This is a genomic window from Wenyingzhuangia gracilariae, from assembly GCF_056387575.1.
On record NZ_CM150748.1, the window covers coordinates 2862357 to 2877604 of the forward strand.

Consider the following 15248-nt stretch of genomic DNA (forward strand, 5'->3'; position numbering starts at 1 on the left):
AATTTTGTAATGAAATTATACTAGTAATTTGCGTAGCTAAATAACTTCATATATATTTGTAGTCAAATAACTTCACAATGAAATTAAGACGAGATATTTTCCAAGCCATTAGCGATCCAACAAGAAGAGCAATATTGGTACTACTTACTTCACAATCCATGACAGCAGGTGCCATTGCAGAAAATTTTGATGCTGCGAGGCCTACTATTTCTAAACACATTCAAATTTTAAATGAATGTGACTTGGTTGATGCAAACCAACAAGGTCGAGAAATATACTACGAGTTAAAAGTTGAAAAAATGAAAGAAATCGACAAATGGTTAGAGCAATTTAGAGCCATTTGGGAAAATAGATTTAACCAACTAGATAATTTATTAGAAACACTTAAAAACAAAAATAATGAAGAGTAATTTATTATTCAATTTTTCCGTGAATAAGGAAAATAAAACTATTAACATTCAGCGAGAGTTTAATGCTAATCTTGAATTGGTTTGGAAAGCTTGGACAGAACCAGAATTATTAAACCAGTGGTGGGCACCAAAACCCTATCATATTGAAACTAAAACTTTAGATTTAGAAATTGGCGGAATGTGGCTTTATGCAATGGTAAGCCCTGAAAACGAAAAGACCTGGTGTAAAGCTGATTATAAAGGAATTGAAATAAACAAGTTATTATCTTGGTTAGATGCCTTTTGTGACGAAAATGGAAATGAAAATACAATAAAACCACGCTCATTATGGACAAATATTTTTACAGAAAAAAATGACATTACATTAGTAGATGTTACCTTAAAACACGATAAACTAGAAGACATTGAAACATTGATTAAAATGGGCTTTAAGGAAGGTTTCGGAATGGCTCTTTTAAACTTAGACCAATTATTATTAACTAAAAATAAAAAACAATGAATAAACTACAATTTGACTTCTTAGTAAACAAGAAAGATAACACACTTACTATTGTGCGTGAATTTAACGCAGAAAGAGAACTTGTTTGGGATTGCTACACGAAAAGTGAATTATTAGAAAAGTGGTTTGCACCAAAACCATTGACGGCCAAAACAAAGACGATGGATTTTAAGGAAGGCGGCTATTGGTTATACGCTATGATAGAACCAAACGGAACTGAGCACTGGGGACGAACAGATTTTACAGAAATTAAACCTATTGATTATTATAGATCATTAGATGGGTTTTGTGATAAAAATGGAAATCTAAACCCAGGTTTGCCAAGAGCAAAATGGCATGTGAGTTTTTTAGATTTGAATGAAAAATCAAAAGTTGAGACCATTGTAACCTACAATTCTCTAAAAGATTTAGAAACTATAATAGAAATGGGAATGGAAGATGGACTTAAATCAACGTTAGAAAGATTGGATGAGTTATTAATAAATGTAAGAAAATGAAAAAGATTAAAATCATATTTTGGATAGCAACTTCCATCATTTTTGCGTTAGAGGCCCTAATGCCATTGGCAACGCTTTTATTCGCACACGAATATTTTAACGCAGGAACTAAACCTTTGGGCTATCCCGATTACTTCGCCTACGCTTTAATTGTTTGCAAAATATTAGGAGCAACCGCGATAATGCTTCCAAAACTTCCAGTTAAACTAAAGGAATGGGCGTATGCCGGTTTAACATTCAATTTAATTTTTGCAGCTATAAGTCATATAGCGGTAGACCAAGTCATAGCCAACATTGTAATGCCTATAGTGGTAGGAATTGTTCTAAGTGTATCTTATGTCTACTCACAAAAAATTAATCATAAATCTAAAACTATATAATTATGTCATTCCAAACATACATCAAAAACATAGAAGATAAAACAGGTAAAACCGCAGAAGATTTTCAAACATTAGCAGAACAAAAAGGCTTTACCAGGAATGGAGAATTAGTTGTAAAGGCTACCGAAGTGACCAATTGGTTGAAAGAAGACTTTCAGTTAGGCCATGGTCATGCAATGGCTATGTATGCCTATATAAAAGGGAAAAGAGAATAAACTACCATCCTTAAAATTATAATTAAATGAACAAGTTAACTGTCGCAAAAATAAGTGCTATTGGATTTGTTGTCCTATTAGTTATTTTACATTTCATAAACACATCAGTAAATCCAATATGGCAACCCATTAGCGAATATGCATTAGGAAATACAGGTTGGTTGATGCAGATTGTATTCTTTTTACTTGGTATAAGTTTTTTAACCTTAGGCTTATATCTAATTAAATACTTACCCAAAATAGGTTCTAAAATTGGAGGAGTGTTGTTAGTAATAGCATCTCTTGGTAATTTCTTAGCAGGCATTTTTAATACTGATCCTGTAGATACTTTACCCGAGTACATGACTATGAGTGGCCAAATTCATAACGCAGCAGCAGGACTATTAGGTTTTATGATTTTGGCTACGGTGTTTATTACTTATCAATTTAGAAAACAGGAACAGCTTAAACCATTTAGAAAAAATATGTTTGTATTTACTATAATTCTTTGGGGTTTAGAGGTTGCTTTAATAATTGTCATGGGTGTTTATTTGAGTGAAACGAATGGTATGATTACACCAGAGACTCCTATTGGTTGGCTTGGTAGAATCGTTATCGTATTTTGTGCTATTTGGGTTTGGAGTTGTGCTCATTATCTCCAAAAATCTAATTTCAAAAATTAGCTCATATGAATATCATCAATCAATTCATAAAAGATAAAATTAAGGAAGAGCATCAACCTATTTTTTTAAAGTTTAGGAGCTTGATTAAAGCAAAATTCCCAACACTAAAAGAAGAAATGCGAGGAGGAACCGAAAAATATTATGGTGTCCCAGTTTATAGACACAATAGAATTATCATCTCCGTGAGCCCTACCCTAAAAGGAATTACCTTTTCATTTACGGATGGTAAACAGTTTGAAGACAAGTATAAACTACTTGAAGGAGTCGGAAAAAAATCATTAAATTTAAGATTGAGTGACCCCAAAGATTATAAAGATGACATACTTGAGTATTATATTTTACAAGCGATTGAATTAGATAATAAATAAAGAAGTGTAATGAAAACAACCATTCTAAGAATAGTTCCTAACATTTATTCCAATGATGTGGAAGCAAGCAAAAAGTTTTATACTCAGTTTTTAGAGATGAAACTGGTGATGGATATGGAATGGGTTTTAACTTTTGCATCCAAAGAAAACCCAAAGGCTCAAATCACAATTATTCAAAATACGGAGAACAAACCACTGGATAATAAAGCCATTTTTCTATCCATAGAAGTGGTGAATATTGACCAATGGTATGAACGAGCAAAAACACAAGATATTGAAATAGTTTACCCAATAACAACCGAATCTTGGGGTGTAAAACGATTTTTTGTCAAAGATCCCAACGGAGCAACAATCAATTTATTGTCACATTGTGTTTAGTTTTTTTTAAATAAAAAAAGACTGTCAAAGGGTTGTCACAATTCCTAGTTTTCTTTGTTGTATAAAATTATAATTGTTATAAAATGATAGAAGTATATAAAACTAATATCTTAAAAAAGAAACAAGCTAGGAGAATAAAGAAACAAATAAAAAATAGGTTTCCTAATTACTGTATTGATTTTGATCTTGAAGATTGTGATCATATTTTAAGAATCGAAAATTTTAACGATATATTAGACAATGATGTTATTATTAATATGGTTCAAAAACAAGGTTTTAATATTGAAATTCTAACAGATGAAATTTCTATAGTAAACATTTAAAATACTATTGTGATGGCATATACAGATAATATTTCAAGACTTTCACGGTTAACAGCAATTCATTTAAAATTACAGTCCAATTTATATGTGACTGTAGAACAATTGTCGGAGCAATTCAATATTAGCAAAAGAACTGTTTATAGAGATTTACACGCTTTAGAGCAAGCCAATGTTCCTATTGTGGCTGTGGAGGGAAAAGGTTATACTTTAATGGACGGGTATAAAATTCCACCTGTAATGTTTACAGAAACTGAAGCAAATGCACTCATTTTTGCACAAAAGATAATGGCAAAAACCAAAGATGAATCTTTGATAAATGAATTTAATAATGCCATAGATAAAGTAAAAGCAGTATTACGAAGTGAAGAAAAATCAAAAGCTGATTTTTTAGCGAATAGAACATTTATAGGAAAGAATTGGCAAAATGAAAAAACAAGTAATTTTCTTTCTGTAGTACAACGTGCTTTAACAAATTTTAATGTATTAAAAATAGCCTATAAAAAAGAATCTGACTTAGAACCAATTCTAAGAGAAATAGAACCTTTTGCTATTTACCATAGTTTTTCAGAAGATTGGATTGTAGTAGCTTGGTGCAGGTTGAGAAATGAGTTTAGAAATTTTAGAATAGACAGGATAAAAACCATCGTTAGTTTACCCGAAAAATTCGTTCCACACCATATGACAATGGAAGAATATGGAGAAATCCAGCGGAAAAAATATTTAGAAGGAAATAGTTTACATTATAAAAATATAAAAACAACCAAAATGATAACCGTAAAAGTAACGTACACTGTAAAACCTGATTTTGTTCAGAAGAACCAAGAAAACATTAACTTGTTTATGACTGATTTCAAAAAAATGGACACTAATGAATTCCGCTACGGTTCCTATGTGTGTGGAGACGGCAAAACATTTGTTCACCTATCTCATTACAAAAATGAGAACATTCAAAAAAAAATGCTTCAGGTGCCTTCATTTTTGTCTTTTCAGAAACAAAGAGATGAAAGTGGTTTAGAAGACTTGCCAGAAATTGAAGTAATGGAAGTAGTTGCTTCTTCACATGATATTTTTAAGTTTTAAAACCTATAAATAAAAAGGAATGTTTACCTACTCCAATTTTAAGATTATTGAATCTCAATATTTTGTATTTTTAAACCAAAAAAATAATGACAGATTCCTTTTTTGAAAGTATTTATAACTATCCAAGTATTAAAAAAGAGGACTATAAAGCTATTATGTCCGCCCACACCAAAGTTGAGTTTGTAAAAAATGAAATCATACTTAATGAAGGCAAAATAAGCAATGAATATTTTTTGATAAAAAAAGGATTGTTTCGTTCATTTGTTATTGACTATAAAGGTAACGAGATTACTACCGATTTTTTTAGTCCTAATGATATTTTAATTGAAGTAGCTTCTTTATTTCTTCGAATCCCTTCAAAAGAAACGATTCAGGCATTAACAGACTGTGAAGTTTATAAAATTAATTTTAATGATTTTCAAAAATTGTATAGCACTATAGAAGGCTTTACCGAATGGGGAAGAACCTGGATGTCTCAGCAACTTTTTATAGCCAAATACCGTGCTGTAAATATGCATACACAAAGTGCTTCTCAACGCTATTTAGAACTAATGAATCAGAACCCACAAATAATCAAAGAAGTACCCTTAAAATATATTGCTACTTATTTAGGGATTACCGATACGTCTTTAAGTAGGATAAGAAAAGAAGTATTGTCTCAATTAGAGAACTTGCCATAGGACAAGATTTTTTCGCTTTCCTTTTTTCATTTTTGTAATCGTAACAATTAAATAAATAGATAAGATGAAAAAATTTAATCCTGTAGTGTGGTTCGAAATTTATGTAAATGACATAGATAGAGCTGTAAAGTTTTACCAAAATGTATTTCAAGTTACATTGGACGATATGAGTGACCCAACAAATAAAAATGTTCAAATGAAATGTTTCCCTAGTGATATGGAAAATTACGGTGCAGCTGGAGCTTTAATGAAAATGGATGGGATAACACCTTCTACAAATGGTAGTCTTGTTTATTTTGGTTGTGAAGATTGTAAGATTTTAGAAAATCGGGCAGCTGAAAATGGAGCTGAAATTATTCAAGCGAAAATGGGAATTGGAGAACACGGCTTTGTATCTATTGTTAAAGATACTGAAGGGAATTCTATTGGGTTTCATTCATTGAACTAGGAAATAAAAATGATTTAAAAATGACCAAAATAATATCGAGTCCCAATTGCGGTAATTCTCCCAAAATGGAATTTTTAAAACAATTTAATATTGCCTTTGTCGAAGGGAATGTTGCCTTTTTAACAGAAAATGTAACAGACGACATCGTTTGGAATATGATTGGCGACAAAAAATTAGAAGGAATAAAAGCGTTTACGGAAGAATTAGAAAAAATGCAATCTGTAAAAGCATCTGAATTGATATTAAATCAAATCCTATCCCACGGTAAAGAAGGTGCAGTAAATGGGGTAATGACAATGGAAAATGGAAAACAGTATGCGTTTTCTGATTTTTATCTGTTTCAGAGTGCTAAAGGAGAGAAATTAAAAGAAATAACATCATACTGCATAAAATTATAAAGATGAAAACCATTTTTGACCCGAACATCAGACTACAGCTAATCAAACGAATTGAACAAATCAATGCAGACAGTAAAGCGCAATGGGGTAAAATGAATGTTTACCAAATGATAAAACATTTGAACATTTGGAATCAATGGGTGTTAGGTATTGATAACAATATACCTTATAAACAAGATTTTCTAGGTAAACTTATTGGAAAAATGGTCTTAAAGGCCAACACCAAAAACGACAAACCAATAGGCAAAGGTGCACCAGCAGGTTCAAACTTTACCATCAAAGAGAAAAGTGGAGATTTTGAGAAGCAAAAACAAAAATTGTTTGATTTAACTGAACATTACGGGTGCTATAACAACCTAGATTTTATTCACGGTTTTTTCGGTAGAATGACCAAAGAACAAATTGGAATTTTCGCTTATAAGCATTATGATCATCATTTAAGACAGTTTGGAGTTTGACTTACATTCATTGTATAGAAGTATAAATCTCTTGAAGAAAATGAAAGTGAATCCCCAGATTAATACTCCCTCTGCCACGGTCGAGATTTTCAAAACCAATGTTGACAACCAACAGTTAGCCAACAAAATAGTAGCTGATTTCAAGCAATTATATCCTGAGTATCGCATCAACTTTGATTTAGAGGATTGTGATAAAATACTTCGTATAGAAAGTTATACAGGTATTGATATTTTAGGCATTCTCAACTATGGCAGTTTAAACAATTTAGAAATAAATCTTATTGACTATTAGATGCTTAAAATTTTATTTCAGAGCTTGGTAGCAAACGTGAATCTTCAAGTGCAGCAGTTCTATGACCAGCATTTTTTAGATAATCTTCACTTTGAGCAAATTCCATAAATTTTAGTACCGATTGATGTTTAACCAATAATATTGCATCCCATTTTTCAGTTTCAGGTCCTATTAAAAAATCTTTTCCCTTTCCATAATATACAATTTCACTACCTGCTTTTAGAAATTGTGATTTTGTGGTATCGAGATATAGCTGATAGGCTTCTTCTCCACTAATTTCTTGTTTGGGTCTTAGATGTTTTAAATCTGTATAATCAGCTATTTCTTTAAATTTTAATAGATTTAACATTACTATTTCTCCCCTGTCCTTAAAGTTTTGATAAAATTGTTTACCACTATTGGTTGTGGCTTCTAAATATTTTTCCATTACAAATTATTTAATCTAACCATTCATTTACAGTTGTCTAATTTAAAATAATACACTTTTTTTATCGTATTTTTCTTAAAAAAAATTGCGCAATTAAATAACTGCACTTATATTTGCAGTCAAATAACTGCGTAATGAAATTAAGGAGAGATGTATTTCAAGCTATAGCCGACCCAACACGAAGAACCATTATCACGTTGGTTGCGGCAAGTGCAATGACACCGAGTGCTATTGCCGAAAACTTTGATTATTCCAGACAAACCATTTCCAAACACATTCAAATTCTTACCGAATGTGAATTGTTGAAACAGGAACAAAAGGGAAGGGAAATCTATTATCAACTAAATCCTGATGGGATGAAGGAAATAGCTGAGTTTATAGAACCGTTTAGAAAATTATGGGATGAACGATTTAATTCATTGGAAGCTGTTATGAAGAAACATCAATCAAATATTAAAAGACAATGGAGCAAAAAACTAAAATCAATGCCCTAGAAGGTAAGCAAGAGCTAACTATCACGAGAGAATTTGACCTTCCTGTTGAACTTGTTTACAAAGCCTATACCGAAGCAGAATTTGTAGCAGAATGGATGGGAACCAACGTACTAAAACTGGAAAACAAAAATCACGGAAGTTATGCATTTGAAACCTCACACGAAGGAAACGTAATGTTTAAGGCAAACGGAACAATTCACAAAATCGTACCAAATCAAGAGATAGTAAGAACTTTTGAAATGGAAAATATGTCGATAGGCGTACAATTGGAGTTCTTGAATTTTGAAAAAGTTACAGAAGACAAAAGCATGTTAACCATTCAGATTATATACAAATCAGAAAAACACCGTGCTGAGCAATTAAAACTACCTTTTGCTTATGGTTTAAATATGGCTCACGATAAATTAGAGGTAATATTTACAAATTAAAAAAAGTCATAATGAAAAAAAGAGACAAAATCATTTATTGGATAGCCACAGTTTGGCTTTCCTTAGGGATGTTATCAACAGGAATTGTACAATTGTTGCAATTAGAAGAAAATATTCAAAGTATGGAATTACTAGGTTATCCTATGTATTTGTTAAGTATTCTAGGTGTATGGAAAATTCTGGGAGTTATAACCATCTTAATTCCTAAATCCCCATTACTTAAAGAGTGGGCATACGCAGGGTTTTTCTTTGTAATATCAGGTGCTATTATTTCCCATTTAGCAGTTGGAGATGAATTAATAACACTTTTTGGACCGACTTTACTTTTAGCTCTTACAATAGCATCTTGGTATTTCAGACCGGCAAACAGAAAATTAGAAAAACAATAGATATGGCAGATTTAAAACCTAAAACAGTTGATGAGTTTATAGACAATTCACCAGAAAAATCTCAGGGAATTATGATTAAGCTGAAAAAGCTAATCGAAGCTACTGAACCAAATGCAGAAAGTGGTATTAGTTGGAATGTGCCCATCTATAAATGCAATGGAATTCTAGCAGGATTTTCCTTGGCTAAAAAACACGTCAGTTTTGGCATAGATTCATTAACCGAAGAGATGCGTAAAATATTGGAAGAAAAGGGATATAAAACAGGAAAGAAAACCATTCAGATAAAGTTTGACCAAGATATTCCTTCAGAAGAATTTAAGCTACTTATTCAAGAACAGGCTAAGCTCAACGCATTATAAAATCAGATGGAAATCAAAGAACATTCAAAAAGCGGTATTAAAATCGCAGAAATTATCTCAAATGAAATTATAATTAAAACCACAGAAGATGCCTTGGATTTAATGGGTAACATCTATTATCAAGGATATGATAAAATGATTTTACATCAAAAAAATATTACACCAGAGTTTTTTGATTTAAAAACTAAGTTGGCTGGAGACATCCTTCAGAAATTCACTCAATACAATATGGCTTTATCCATTATTGGAGATTTTTCAAAATATGAAAGTAACAGTTTAAAAAACTTTATATACGAAAGTAACAAAGGATTACAGGTTAATTTTCTAAGTTCAATGGATGAAGCACTAAACACATTGTAAAATAAAAATATTCTTAAATGGAAAAAGTAGACCAATACATCGAAAAGATAAAGAACTGGAAAGAAGAAACCATTCTATTGCGAGAAATCTGTTTAGAATGTGGTCTCGAAGAGGATTTTAAATGGATGCATCCTTGTTATACTTTTCAAGGTAAAAACATTGTACTTATTCACGGTTTTAAGGAGTATTGTGCCTTGTTATTTCATAAAGGAGCATTACTTAATGATGCTAACAACCTTTTAATTCAACAAACCGAAAACGTGCAGTCAGCTCGTCAAATTCGATTTAGAAACAAACAGGAAGTTATTGACTTAAAATCAGCTATCAAAGCTTATGTTTTTGAAGCCATTGAGGTGGAAAAAGCAGGATTGGAAGTAAAAATGAAAAAGACTTCTGAATATGAAATTCCTCAAGAACTTGAAGAAGCATTAAAAAGCAATCCCGAATTAGAAACCGCATTTTATAACCTAACCCCAGGGAGACAAAGAGGGTATTTACTCTATTTCTCACAAGCCAAACAATCCAAAACACGAATATCAAGAATTGAAAAAACAATCCCTAAAATACTAGAAGGAAAAGGTTTAAATGATAGAGAAGCATAAAACATCCAATTAGCTATGAAAAATTATCCTAAAGACAAATTAATACAAGCCTCAACAGTTATTGAGTCACTACTACATAAATGTGAAAAGTCCAGGCTAAAACTTACGGATAGAACATCACAACATACTTTACTAAAAAATAGAATTGAGGCTCTCAAAATTGCTTTAAAACTTATAGAAAGTGAGGTTGAAAACAAATTGATAGACAATGGGAAATAAAAAAGAACTGATCAATCAAATAGAATTTTTAAGAATCCCATTTATAATTATTATTTTAGTTCTTATAAGTAGAATAGCATCAATGATTTTATTCAATTGTTGGCAACAAGCTAAAAAAAATCCGTTTTCACATCAAACAACGAGCAAAAAAAAATAAGTTCAGCTTTTAGATGACAAAATCCCCAAAAAAATCAATCATATTTGTCTTAATCGTTACTGCTTTAGATACTGCGGGATTAGGAATAATATATCCCGTTTTACCACAACTAATAGAGGATTTAGTAAACACAGATATAAGTACTGCGGCAACTTATGGTGGTTGGCTGACTTTTGCATATGCGTTGATGCAGTTTTTTTTTGCACCTGTTTTAGGAAATTTGAGCGACAGATATGGCAGAAGGTCAGTATTATTGATTTCGCTATTCGGTTTTACGCTTGATTATTTATTTCTTGCGTTTGCACAAAATATAATTTGGCTTTTTATCGGTCGCATAATTGCAGGAATAACCGGAGCAAGTTACTCGGTTACAGCGGCTTCAATTGCAGATATAAGCACCGATGAAAATAGAACGAAAAATTTTGGTTATATAAATGCTGCATATAGTTCGGGCTTAATAATCGGACCAGTAATCGGTGGATTGCTCGGACAATTTGGAACACATATACCTTTTATTGCAGCAGCTGTTTTAAGTTTCGGGAATTTTGTTTTTGGATATTTTATGTTCCCAGATACATTGGACAAATCCGATAGAAGAAAATTTGAATTAAAACGAGCCAACCCTTTTGGGTCTTTTAAACATTTAAGCAAATTTCCAACAATTATAACTCTAATTGTTGCAATGTTCTTTATGGCAATTGCAGGTCATAGTATGCCAAGTGTTTGGGCGTATTTTACCATTGAAAAATTTGATTGGAATGTAGAATTAATAGGTTATTCATTAGCATTTTTAGGTTTACTTTCAATTATCGTTCAATCTTGGCTTGTAGGCATATTGGCCAAAAAGTTGGGAGATGACAAAATGACCATATTTGGGTTATTGTTTTCAATCGTAGGATATTTACTCATAGCATTCTCAAACGTGGAATGGCTTCTAATTCCAGCAATGATAATTAATGTAATTGGGAGTGTGCAAAGAACAGGTTTTCAAAGTATAATTTCCTCTCAAGTTTCAAAAAGCGAACAAGGCGAATTGCAAGGAAGTTTAAGCAGTCTTCTCGGATTAGCAACAATTATCGCACCACCATTACTGACAATGGTTTTCACACATTTTACAAAAAATGAAAGTTCGGACATTTATTTTCCAGGAGCACCATATTTAATTGCTGTATTTTTGACAATAATAAGCCTGATTATAATGTTTATAAATTACAAAAATCGGAAAAAGCCAGTTGCCAACAACGTATATAAAACATAGCTATTTCGGGCTTTCCCAAAGGTTTGTGCTTATTTACGAAGTCCGCCAAATTTTTATTTTTGTATATTTAGAAATTAAAAGATAAGTAGAAAAAATAAAAATTTGGCTTGTGCATAATCCGAAAAGTTAGCGTCTATTTACACGCTACGTTTCATATACAAACACGTTAGCTGCAAACTGAAAATACATCGTACTAAACAACAAAATTAAAGTCTGAACAATGAACGACATCAAATTTAATGGCGGAATAAATATCGCAATAAAAATTCCGAAATCTAAATATCAGGAAACTGTGAAATTTTATAGAGAAATCCTGAAATTGGAAGTGACCGAAAAAGAAATAAAGAACCCAACAGTTTCTAAAACTCACGAAGTTAAATTTGGAAATAATATAATTTGGTTGGATTGCGTAGACAATTATACTCATTCGGAAACTTGGTTGGAGCTGAAAACGCCCAATGTGGAAAAAGCGACAGAATATTTGAAATCCAACGGAATTGAAACTTGCGATGAATTGGAAGAAATACCAAAAGATAATCATTGGATAATGGACCCAGCAGGTAGTGTATTTATAATCGGAAAAGATAATTCGGAATATTCACTCGACTGAAAAAAAGTGAACAAGTTACACGTATAAAAAAATGCTAGGTTTAGCTAAACCAAAATTAGTTGCTCGTTTGCTAGCTTCTAATTTTTCTTTGGGAGATCTTCACACACACAACTTTTATACATAAATGTTCTGCATAATGTAAAATTAGACTGGTGTATTCAAAATACCGCAATAAAAAACGAATAACTTTAGAAATTAGGGAGAAACAAGTTAAACAACAATTAAACTTCTTATAGTTTTATCAATGAAGTATAAAGAAATAAATCCAAGTCATAACCTCCAAAATCAAATTCACAGCTATTGGGAGTTAAGAGGAGATACATCGAGTAATCATTGGGAACGTATTTTTCCTGATGGTTGCCCAGGTTTAATTATGAATCATGGAGACAACTGTTTTACCGATAATGGTACAATGAAAATGGAACACGGTAAAACTTATATGGTTGGAGCAATGACTACTTTTAAAGAAAGTTATATTAATGAACACACACACCTCATAGGTATTTGTCTTAAACCATCAGCTTTTGCATCATTTTTCTCTTATTGCTCTCTCAGCGAGATAAAAAATAACACCGTGCTATTAGACAAAAATCTCTCTTTTGATAGAGACCTTTTTTTTAAGAACAACTACACCGATTATTTAAATCAATTTTTTACGGATAGAAAAAATAATAAGGCCACAAGATTAAGTTCAGTCATAGATGACATACAGGTATCAAGAGGTTTAATGACTATTGATGAATTGTCAAAACAAAATGGAATTTCAATAAGGCAATTAGAGAGGTTATTTAACAGCTTTATAGGGTTAACGCCAAAAGAATACGCAAACATTATTCGTCTACAATACGCATTAAATTTAATTGCATCACAAAAGGAACACGCATCATTATCAGATATTGCTTTTGAATGTGGATATTATGACCATTCTCATCTCACCAATGCTGTAAAACGTCATACAGGGTTTTTACCCTCCGAACTTTAAAATGTCGTTTTTTTCCAAAGAAAAACACTAGTCAACTTTCTATTTTTGTAGAAAATTAAAATTTCACACCAAATGAGAAAAATAAAACTATTTATAGTAACCAGTTTAGATTTTCCATATACTAGAATGTTAGTCATAAGTTAAAAAAACGTAGGTCTAAAAAGAAACTTAAGAAATAGAGTGAGCAGAAATCCTTTTGCCATCTGCGTACAATTTCCCCCAATCACAAAGACTTTCTAAAATAGGAACCAAATCCAAGCCTTTATTGGTCAAAACATATTCTATTCCAACAGGTACTGTATTTGGAATTTCTTTTTTAATTAATATGGCGTGTGTTTCCAATTCCTTTAATTGTCTTGCCAAAACAGTTTCCGAAATATTAGGCAACTCTTGCTGTATCAAATGAAATCGATTGTTGCCTTGAGAAATGGAATAAACAATCTGTGATTTCCATCGACCATTTATCATTGCAATTGCCGAATTTAACTCACAAACTTGAAATAGGAACTGTTCGTTGACATAATTTGTCGATTGTTTTTTTCTCATAATCAATAGTTTAAAGACTAACAATTTTGTTAGTTATTGTTTCAAAAACAGTCTTTTAAGATCTTTGACAAAAATATAAAAAATGAAAAATATCGTTTTAATTACAATATCTATGGTTTTGACACAATCGCTTTTTGCTCAAAAAGTTTTTAGCATAAAATCAGATAAATTGGAAAGAACAGTTTCAGTTTCTGTACAAAAACCAACAAACTATCAATCTTCAAAAAGCTATCCTTTGGTTTTTATGCTTCACGGTTATAGTGAAAATTATGAACAATGGAGTAAAACAACCAATTTGGAAAAATTAGCAACGGATTATCAAATGATTTTAGTCTGTCCAGAAGGTTTCGTCAACTATTATTTGAATAGTCCAAATTTAAAAACCTTTCAATACGAAGATTTCTTTTTCCAAGAACTTGTTCCTAACATTGAGGAAAAATACAATATTGACAACAAGAATATTTTTATAACTGGTTTGAGCATGGGAGGCTATGGAGCTTTGAGTTTATTCATAAAGCATTCTGAATTTTTCAATACTGCTGCTTCTACAAGTGGAGCTCTTGAATTTGATTACGAAAACTTAAAAAAAGTCAGCTTAAAATTCTTTGAAAGCAAAAGAATGACAAACGATATGGAAATGACATTGGGAAACCCGAAAGAAAATGATTGGCAAAAGTTTAGCATTTCATCTTTGTTAAAAAACCAAAAGGAATTTAATAAAGGTTTTTTTATTGATTGTGGTTTAGATGACCCTTTACTCTCAAACACCATACAAATTAAGGAATTGGCTTTGTCTAAAAAATTACCGATAAGATTTTCAATTCAACCCGGAGAACACAATACTGAATATTGGGCGAAATCCGTTGAATACCATTTTGTATACTTCAAGCAACATCTGAAAACTGAATAGTAAAAATCTGTGGCTAAGGCTAACAATATAACGAACGACACTGTAGAAACCAATGAAGTACAATAAAGTAAAACCATACAAAGAATTAGAACCTTTTATTCATTTCTATTAGGAACTGAGAGGGTACGAGCTAGAAAGACAATGGGCATAGGTTTTTCCAGATGGTTGTGCTGGTATAGTAATAAATTTGTGAGATACTTGCTTGACTGACAACGGCTCGACTTTAATGGAGTTTGGGAAACTTAGGTAGTTGTTGCAATAACTTCTTTAATAGACAGCTTTATTGACACTGATGTACGTTTAAGGTATGTGCCTTAAACCTGCAACTTTTTACAAATTTCTATAAAGATCCTCCCAAAATGAATTGACTAAAGACACCGTGAATTGGAAAAATATAAATCATTTAATCTTGATAAAGT

Annotated in this window: 28 protein-coding genes; 26 read left to right on the plus strand and 2 right to left on the minus strand. The window is 31.5% G+C overall.

From position 1 onward, the window contains the following. Window positions 1–77: 77 nt before the first annotated feature. The 15 genes from ACY2IJ_RS12560 to ACY2IJ_RS12630 all read left to right on the plus strand — a co-directional run bounded on the left by ACY2IJ_RS12560 (window position 78) and on the right by ACY2IJ_RS12630 (window position 7088). On the plus strand, window positions 78–410 hold the full coding sequence (locus ACY2IJ_RS12560; RefSeq protein ID WP_068825264.1) for a metalloregulator ArsR/SmtB family transcription factor: 333 nt from the start codon (window positions 78–80) through the stop codon (window positions 408–410). Continuing rightward, window positions 400–909: an SRPBCC family protein gene (locus tag ACY2IJ_RS12565; protein ID WP_147676749.1), complete on the plus strand. Its 510-nt coding sequence runs from the start codon at window positions 400–402 to the stop codon at window positions 907–909. The genes ACY2IJ_RS12560 and ACY2IJ_RS12565 overlap by 11 nt, the downstream gene beginning before the upstream one ends. Then, complete coding sequence (locus ACY2IJ_RS12570) at window positions 906–1406, plus strand: SRPBCC family protein (protein WP_147676748.1); 501 nt, start codon at window positions 906–908, stop codon at window positions 1404–1406. The genes ACY2IJ_RS12565 and ACY2IJ_RS12570 overlap by 4 nt, the downstream gene beginning before the upstream one ends. Next, entirely contained in the window at window positions 1403–1786 is a 384-nt protein-coding gene (locus tag ACY2IJ_RS12575; protein ID WP_068825270.1) for a DoxX family protein, read from the plus strand. Before ACY2IJ_RS12570 ends, ACY2IJ_RS12575 begins: the two co-directional genes overlap by 4 nt. Window positions 1787–1788: 2 nt before the next feature. Next, window positions 1789–2001 carry a DUF4287 domain-containing protein gene (locus tag ACY2IJ_RS12580; protein WP_054726427.1) on the plus strand — a complete coding sequence of 71 codons (213 nt, stop codon included), beginning with the start codon at window positions 1789–1791 and terminating at the stop codon, window positions 1999–2001. Window positions 2002–2027: 26 nt separating this feature from the next. Continuing rightward, window positions 2028–2663 (plus strand): DUF998 domain-containing protein, encoded by a 636-nt coding sequence (locus ACY2IJ_RS12585; protein ID WP_476724698.1) that lies wholly within the window; start codon window positions 2028–2030, stop codon window positions 2661–2663. A gap of 5 nt (window positions 2664–2668) precedes the next feature. Next, entirely contained in the window at window positions 2669–3031 is a 363-nt protein-coding gene (locus tag ACY2IJ_RS12590) for a DUF1801 domain-containing protein (protein ID WP_476724699.1), read from the plus strand. Between the two features lie 9 nt (window positions 3032–3040). Next, on the plus strand, window positions 3041–3409 hold the full coding sequence (locus ACY2IJ_RS12595) for a VOC family protein (RefSeq protein ID WP_068825276.1): 369 nt from the start codon (window positions 3041–3043) through the stop codon (window positions 3407–3409). Window positions 3410–3492: 83 nt separating this feature from the next. Further along, window positions 3493–3732 (plus strand): hypothetical protein, encoded by a 240-nt coding sequence (locus tag ACY2IJ_RS12600; RefSeq protein ID WP_054724470.1) that lies wholly within the window; start codon window positions 3493–3495, stop codon window positions 3730–3732. Window positions 3733–3744: 12 nt separating this feature from the next. Next, window positions 3745–4812, plus strand: a complete 1068-nt coding sequence (locus ACY2IJ_RS12605; protein ID WP_476724700.1) for a helix-turn-helix transcriptional regulator — start codon at window positions 3745–3747, stop codon at window positions 4810–4812. 86 nt (window positions 4813–4898) lie between these two features. After that, window positions 4899–5492, plus strand: coding sequence for a Crp/Fnr family transcriptional regulator (locus ACY2IJ_RS12610; RefSeq protein WP_476724701.1), 594 nt, complete (start codon window positions 4899–4901; stop codon window positions 5490–5492). A 64-nt stretch (window positions 5493–5556) separates the two neighbouring features. Continuing rightward, entirely contained in the window at window positions 5557–5940 is a 384-nt protein-coding gene (locus tag ACY2IJ_RS12615; protein ID WP_476724702.1) for a VOC family protein, read from the plus strand. A 20-nt stretch (window positions 5941–5960) separates the two neighbouring features. After that, a complete protein-coding gene (locus tag ACY2IJ_RS12620) occupies window positions 5961–6338 on the plus strand; it encodes a nuclear transport factor 2-like protein (RefSeq protein ID WP_476724703.1) in 378 nt (125 codons plus the stop codon). Between the two features lie 2 nt (window positions 6339–6340). Then, window positions 6341–6796 carry a DUF1569 domain-containing protein gene (locus tag ACY2IJ_RS12625; RefSeq protein ID WP_147676740.1) on the plus strand — a complete coding sequence of 152 codons (456 nt, stop codon included), beginning with the start codon at window positions 6341–6343 and terminating at the stop codon, window positions 6794–6796. A 40-nt stretch (window positions 6797–6836) separates the two neighbouring features. Further along, window positions 6837–7088, plus strand: a complete 252-nt coding sequence (locus ACY2IJ_RS12630) for a hypothetical protein (protein WP_147676739.1) — start codon at window positions 6837–6839, stop codon at window positions 7086–7088. A 4-nt stretch (window positions 7089–7092) separates the two neighbouring features. Here the strand turns inward: ACY2IJ_RS12630 and ACY2IJ_RS12635 are convergent, their stop codons facing one another. Further along, entirely contained in the window at window positions 7093–7515 is a 423-nt protein-coding gene (locus tag ACY2IJ_RS12635) for a DUF1330 domain-containing protein (RefSeq protein ID WP_068825288.1), read from the minus strand. A gap of 134 nt (window positions 7516–7649) precedes the next feature. Between ACY2IJ_RS12635 and ACY2IJ_RS12640 the strand changes: the two genes are divergently transcribed. From ACY2IJ_RS12640 to ACY2IJ_RS12685, 10 genes are all read left to right on the plus strand, one after another. Next, window positions 7650–8009, plus strand: coding sequence for an ArsR/SmtB family transcription factor (locus ACY2IJ_RS12640; protein WP_476724704.1), 360 nt, complete (start codon window positions 7650–7652; stop codon window positions 8007–8009). Continuing rightward, window positions 7979–8437, plus strand: coding sequence for an SRPBCC family protein (locus tag ACY2IJ_RS12645; RefSeq protein ID WP_068825292.1), 459 nt, complete (start codon window positions 7979–7981; stop codon window positions 8435–8437). The genes ACY2IJ_RS12640 and ACY2IJ_RS12645 overlap by 31 nt, the downstream gene beginning before the upstream one ends. Window positions 8438–8448: 11 nt before the next feature. Further along, window positions 8449–8826, plus strand: coding sequence for a DoxX family protein (locus tag ACY2IJ_RS12650; RefSeq protein ID WP_147676738.1), 378 nt, complete (start codon window positions 8449–8451; stop codon window positions 8824–8826). Window positions 8827–8828: 2 nt separating this feature from the next. Further along, the gene (locus tag ACY2IJ_RS12655) at window positions 8829–9185 is read left to right on the plus strand and encodes an iron chaperone (RefSeq protein ID WP_476724705.1); all 357 of its coding nucleotides are present in this window, start codon (window positions 8829–8831) and stop codon (window positions 9183–9185) included. A gap of 6 nt (window positions 9186–9191) precedes the next feature. Then, the gene (locus ACY2IJ_RS12660) at window positions 9192–9545 is read left to right on the plus strand and encodes a DUF4180 domain-containing protein (protein WP_054724495.1); all 354 of its coding nucleotides are present in this window, start codon (window positions 9192–9194) and stop codon (window positions 9543–9545) included. Window positions 9546–9562: 17 nt separating this feature from the next. Next, complete coding sequence (locus tag ACY2IJ_RS12665; RefSeq protein ID WP_476724706.1) at window positions 9563–10147, plus strand: YdeI/OmpD-associated family protein; 585 nt, start codon at window positions 9563–9565, stop codon at window positions 10145–10147. A 15-nt stretch (window positions 10148–10162) separates the two neighbouring features. Further along, the gene (locus ACY2IJ_RS12670) at window positions 10163–10366 is read left to right on the plus strand and encodes a hypothetical protein (RefSeq protein ID WP_054724499.1); all 204 of its coding nucleotides are present in this window, start codon (window positions 10163–10165) and stop codon (window positions 10364–10366) included. A 170-nt stretch (window positions 10367–10536) separates the two neighbouring features. Next, window positions 10537–11781, plus strand: a complete 1245-nt coding sequence (locus ACY2IJ_RS12675; RefSeq protein WP_476724707.1) for a TCR/Tet family MFS transporter — start codon at window positions 10537–10539, stop codon at window positions 11779–11781. Window positions 11782–12001: 220 nt separating this feature from the next. After that, window positions 12002–12391 carry a VOC family protein gene (locus ACY2IJ_RS12680; protein ID WP_054724504.1) on the plus strand — a complete coding sequence of 130 codons (390 nt, stop codon included), beginning with the start codon at window positions 12002–12004 and terminating at the stop codon, window positions 12389–12391. A gap of 244 nt (window positions 12392–12635) precedes the next feature. Next, entirely contained in the window at window positions 12636–13373 is a 738-nt protein-coding gene (locus ACY2IJ_RS12685; RefSeq protein ID WP_476724708.1) for a DUF6597 domain-containing transcriptional factor, read from the plus strand. 168 nt (window positions 13374–13541) lie between these two features. Here the strand turns inward: ACY2IJ_RS12685 and ACY2IJ_RS12690 are convergent, their stop codons facing one another. Continuing rightward, a complete protein-coding gene (locus tag ACY2IJ_RS12690; RefSeq protein WP_054724508.1) occupies window positions 13542–13919 on the minus strand; it encodes a winged helix-turn-helix transcriptional regulator in 378 nt (125 codons plus the stop codon). An 82-nt stretch (window positions 13920–14001) separates the two neighbouring features. Here ACY2IJ_RS12690 and ACY2IJ_RS12695 point away from each other — a divergent pair, with 82 nt between their 5' ends. Then, complete coding sequence (locus ACY2IJ_RS12695; protein WP_054724510.1) at window positions 14002–14829, plus strand: alpha/beta hydrolase; 828 nt, start codon at window positions 14002–14004, stop codon at window positions 14827–14829. Window positions 14830–15248: the final 419 nt, after the last annotated feature.

What these genes read in the sequence shown, in the direction of transcription:
- ACY2IJ_RS12565 (WP_147676749.1), top strand. Translation starts at nt 400, where the DNA reads ATGAAGAGTAATTTATTATTCAATTTTTCCGTGAATAAGGAAAATAAA.
- ACY2IJ_RS12690 (WP_054724508.1), bottom strand. Translation starts at nt 13,919, where the DNA reads ATGAGAAAAAAACAATCGACAAATTATGTCAACGAACAGTTCCTATTT.
- ACY2IJ_RS12570 (WP_147676748.1), top strand. Translation starts at nt 906, where the DNA reads ATGAATAAACTACAATTTGACTTCTTAGTAAACAAGAAAGATAACACA.
- ACY2IJ_RS12585 (WP_476724698.1), top strand. Translation starts at nt 2,028, where the DNA reads ATGAACAAGTTAACTGTCGCAAAAATAAGTGCTATTGGATTTGTTGTC.
- ACY2IJ_RS12610 (WP_476724701.1), top strand. Translation starts at nt 4,899, where the DNA reads ATGACAGATTCCTTTTTTGAAAGTATTTATAACTATCCAAGTATTAAA.
- ACY2IJ_RS12595 (WP_068825276.1), top strand. Translation starts at nt 3,041, where the DNA reads ATGAAAACAACCATTCTAAGAATAGTTCCTAACATTTATTCCAATGAT.
- ACY2IJ_RS12590 (WP_476724699.1), top strand. Translation starts at nt 2,669, where the DNA reads ATGAATATCATCAATCAATTCATAAAAGATAAAATTAAGGAAGAGCAT.
- ACY2IJ_RS12650 (WP_147676738.1), top strand. Translation starts at nt 8,449, where the DNA reads ATGAAAAAAAGAGACAAAATCATTTATTGGATAGCCACAGTTTGGCTT.
- ACY2IJ_RS12635 (WP_068825288.1), bottom strand. Translation starts at nt 7,515, where the DNA reads ATGGAAAAATATTTAGAAGCCACAACCAATAGTGGTAAACAATTTTAT.
- ACY2IJ_RS12655 (WP_476724705.1), top strand. Translation starts at nt 8,829, where the DNA reads ATGGCAGATTTAAAACCTAAAACAGTTGATGAGTTTATAGACAATTCA.
- ACY2IJ_RS12630 (WP_147676739.1), top strand. Translation starts at nt 6,837, where the DNA reads ATGAAAGTGAATCCCCAGATTAATACTCCCTCTGCCACGGTCGAGATT.
- ACY2IJ_RS12640 (WP_476724704.1), top strand. Translation starts at nt 7,650, where the DNA reads ATGAAATTAAGGAGAGATGTATTTCAAGCTATAGCCGACCCAACACGA.
- ACY2IJ_RS12645 (WP_068825292.1), top strand. Translation starts at nt 7,979, where the DNA reads ATGGAGCAAAAAACTAAAATCAATGCCCTAGAAGGTAAGCAAGAGCTA.
- ACY2IJ_RS12625 (WP_147676740.1), top strand. Translation starts at nt 6,341, where the DNA reads ATGAAAACCATTTTTGACCCGAACATCAGACTACAGCTAATCAAACGA.
- ACY2IJ_RS12670 (WP_054724499.1), top strand. Translation starts at nt 10,163, where the DNA reads ATGAAAAATTATCCTAAAGACAAATTAATACAAGCCTCAACAGTTATT.
- ACY2IJ_RS12580 (WP_054726427.1), top strand. Translation starts at nt 1,789, where the DNA reads ATGTCATTCCAAACATACATCAAAAACATAGAAGATAAAACAGGTAAA.
- ACY2IJ_RS12615 (WP_476724702.1), top strand. Translation starts at nt 5,557, where the DNA reads ATGAAAAAATTTAATCCTGTAGTGTGGTTCGAAATTTATGTAAATGAC.
- ACY2IJ_RS12680 (WP_054724504.1), top strand. Translation starts at nt 12,002, where the DNA reads ATGAACGACATCAAATTTAATGGCGGAATAAATATCGCAATAAAAATT.
- ACY2IJ_RS12660 (WP_054724495.1), top strand. Translation starts at nt 9,192, where the DNA reads ATGGAAATCAAAGAACATTCAAAAAGCGGTATTAAAATCGCAGAAATT.
- ACY2IJ_RS12665 (WP_476724706.1), top strand. Translation starts at nt 9,563, where the DNA reads ATGGAAAAAGTAGACCAATACATCGAAAAGATAAAGAACTGGAAAGAA.
- ACY2IJ_RS12685 (WP_476724708.1), top strand. Translation starts at nt 12,636, where the DNA reads ATGAAGTATAAAGAAATAAATCCAAGTCATAACCTCCAAAATCAAATT.
- ACY2IJ_RS12695 (WP_054724510.1), top strand. Translation starts at nt 14,002, where the DNA reads ATGAAAAATATCGTTTTAATTACAATATCTATGGTTTTGACACAATCG.
- ACY2IJ_RS12600 (WP_054724470.1), top strand. Translation starts at nt 3,493, where the DNA reads ATGATAGAAGTATATAAAACTAATATCTTAAAAAAGAAACAAGCTAGG.
- ACY2IJ_RS12575 (WP_068825270.1), top strand. Translation starts at nt 1,403, where the DNA reads ATGAAAAAGATTAAAATCATATTTTGGATAGCAACTTCCATCATTTTT.
- ACY2IJ_RS12560 (WP_068825264.1), top strand. Translation starts at nt 78, where the DNA reads ATGAAATTAAGACGAGATATTTTCCAAGCCATTAGCGATCCAACAAGA.
- ACY2IJ_RS12675 (WP_476724707.1), top strand. Translation starts at nt 10,537, where the DNA reads ATGACAAAATCCCCAAAAAAATCAATCATATTTGTCTTAATCGTTACT.
- ACY2IJ_RS12605 (WP_476724700.1), top strand. Translation starts at nt 3,745, where the DNA reads ATGGCATATACAGATAATATTTCAAGACTTTCACGGTTAACAGCAATT.
- ACY2IJ_RS12620 (WP_476724703.1), top strand. Translation starts at nt 5,961, where the DNA reads ATGACCAAAATAATATCGAGTCCCAATTGCGGTAATTCTCCCAAAATG.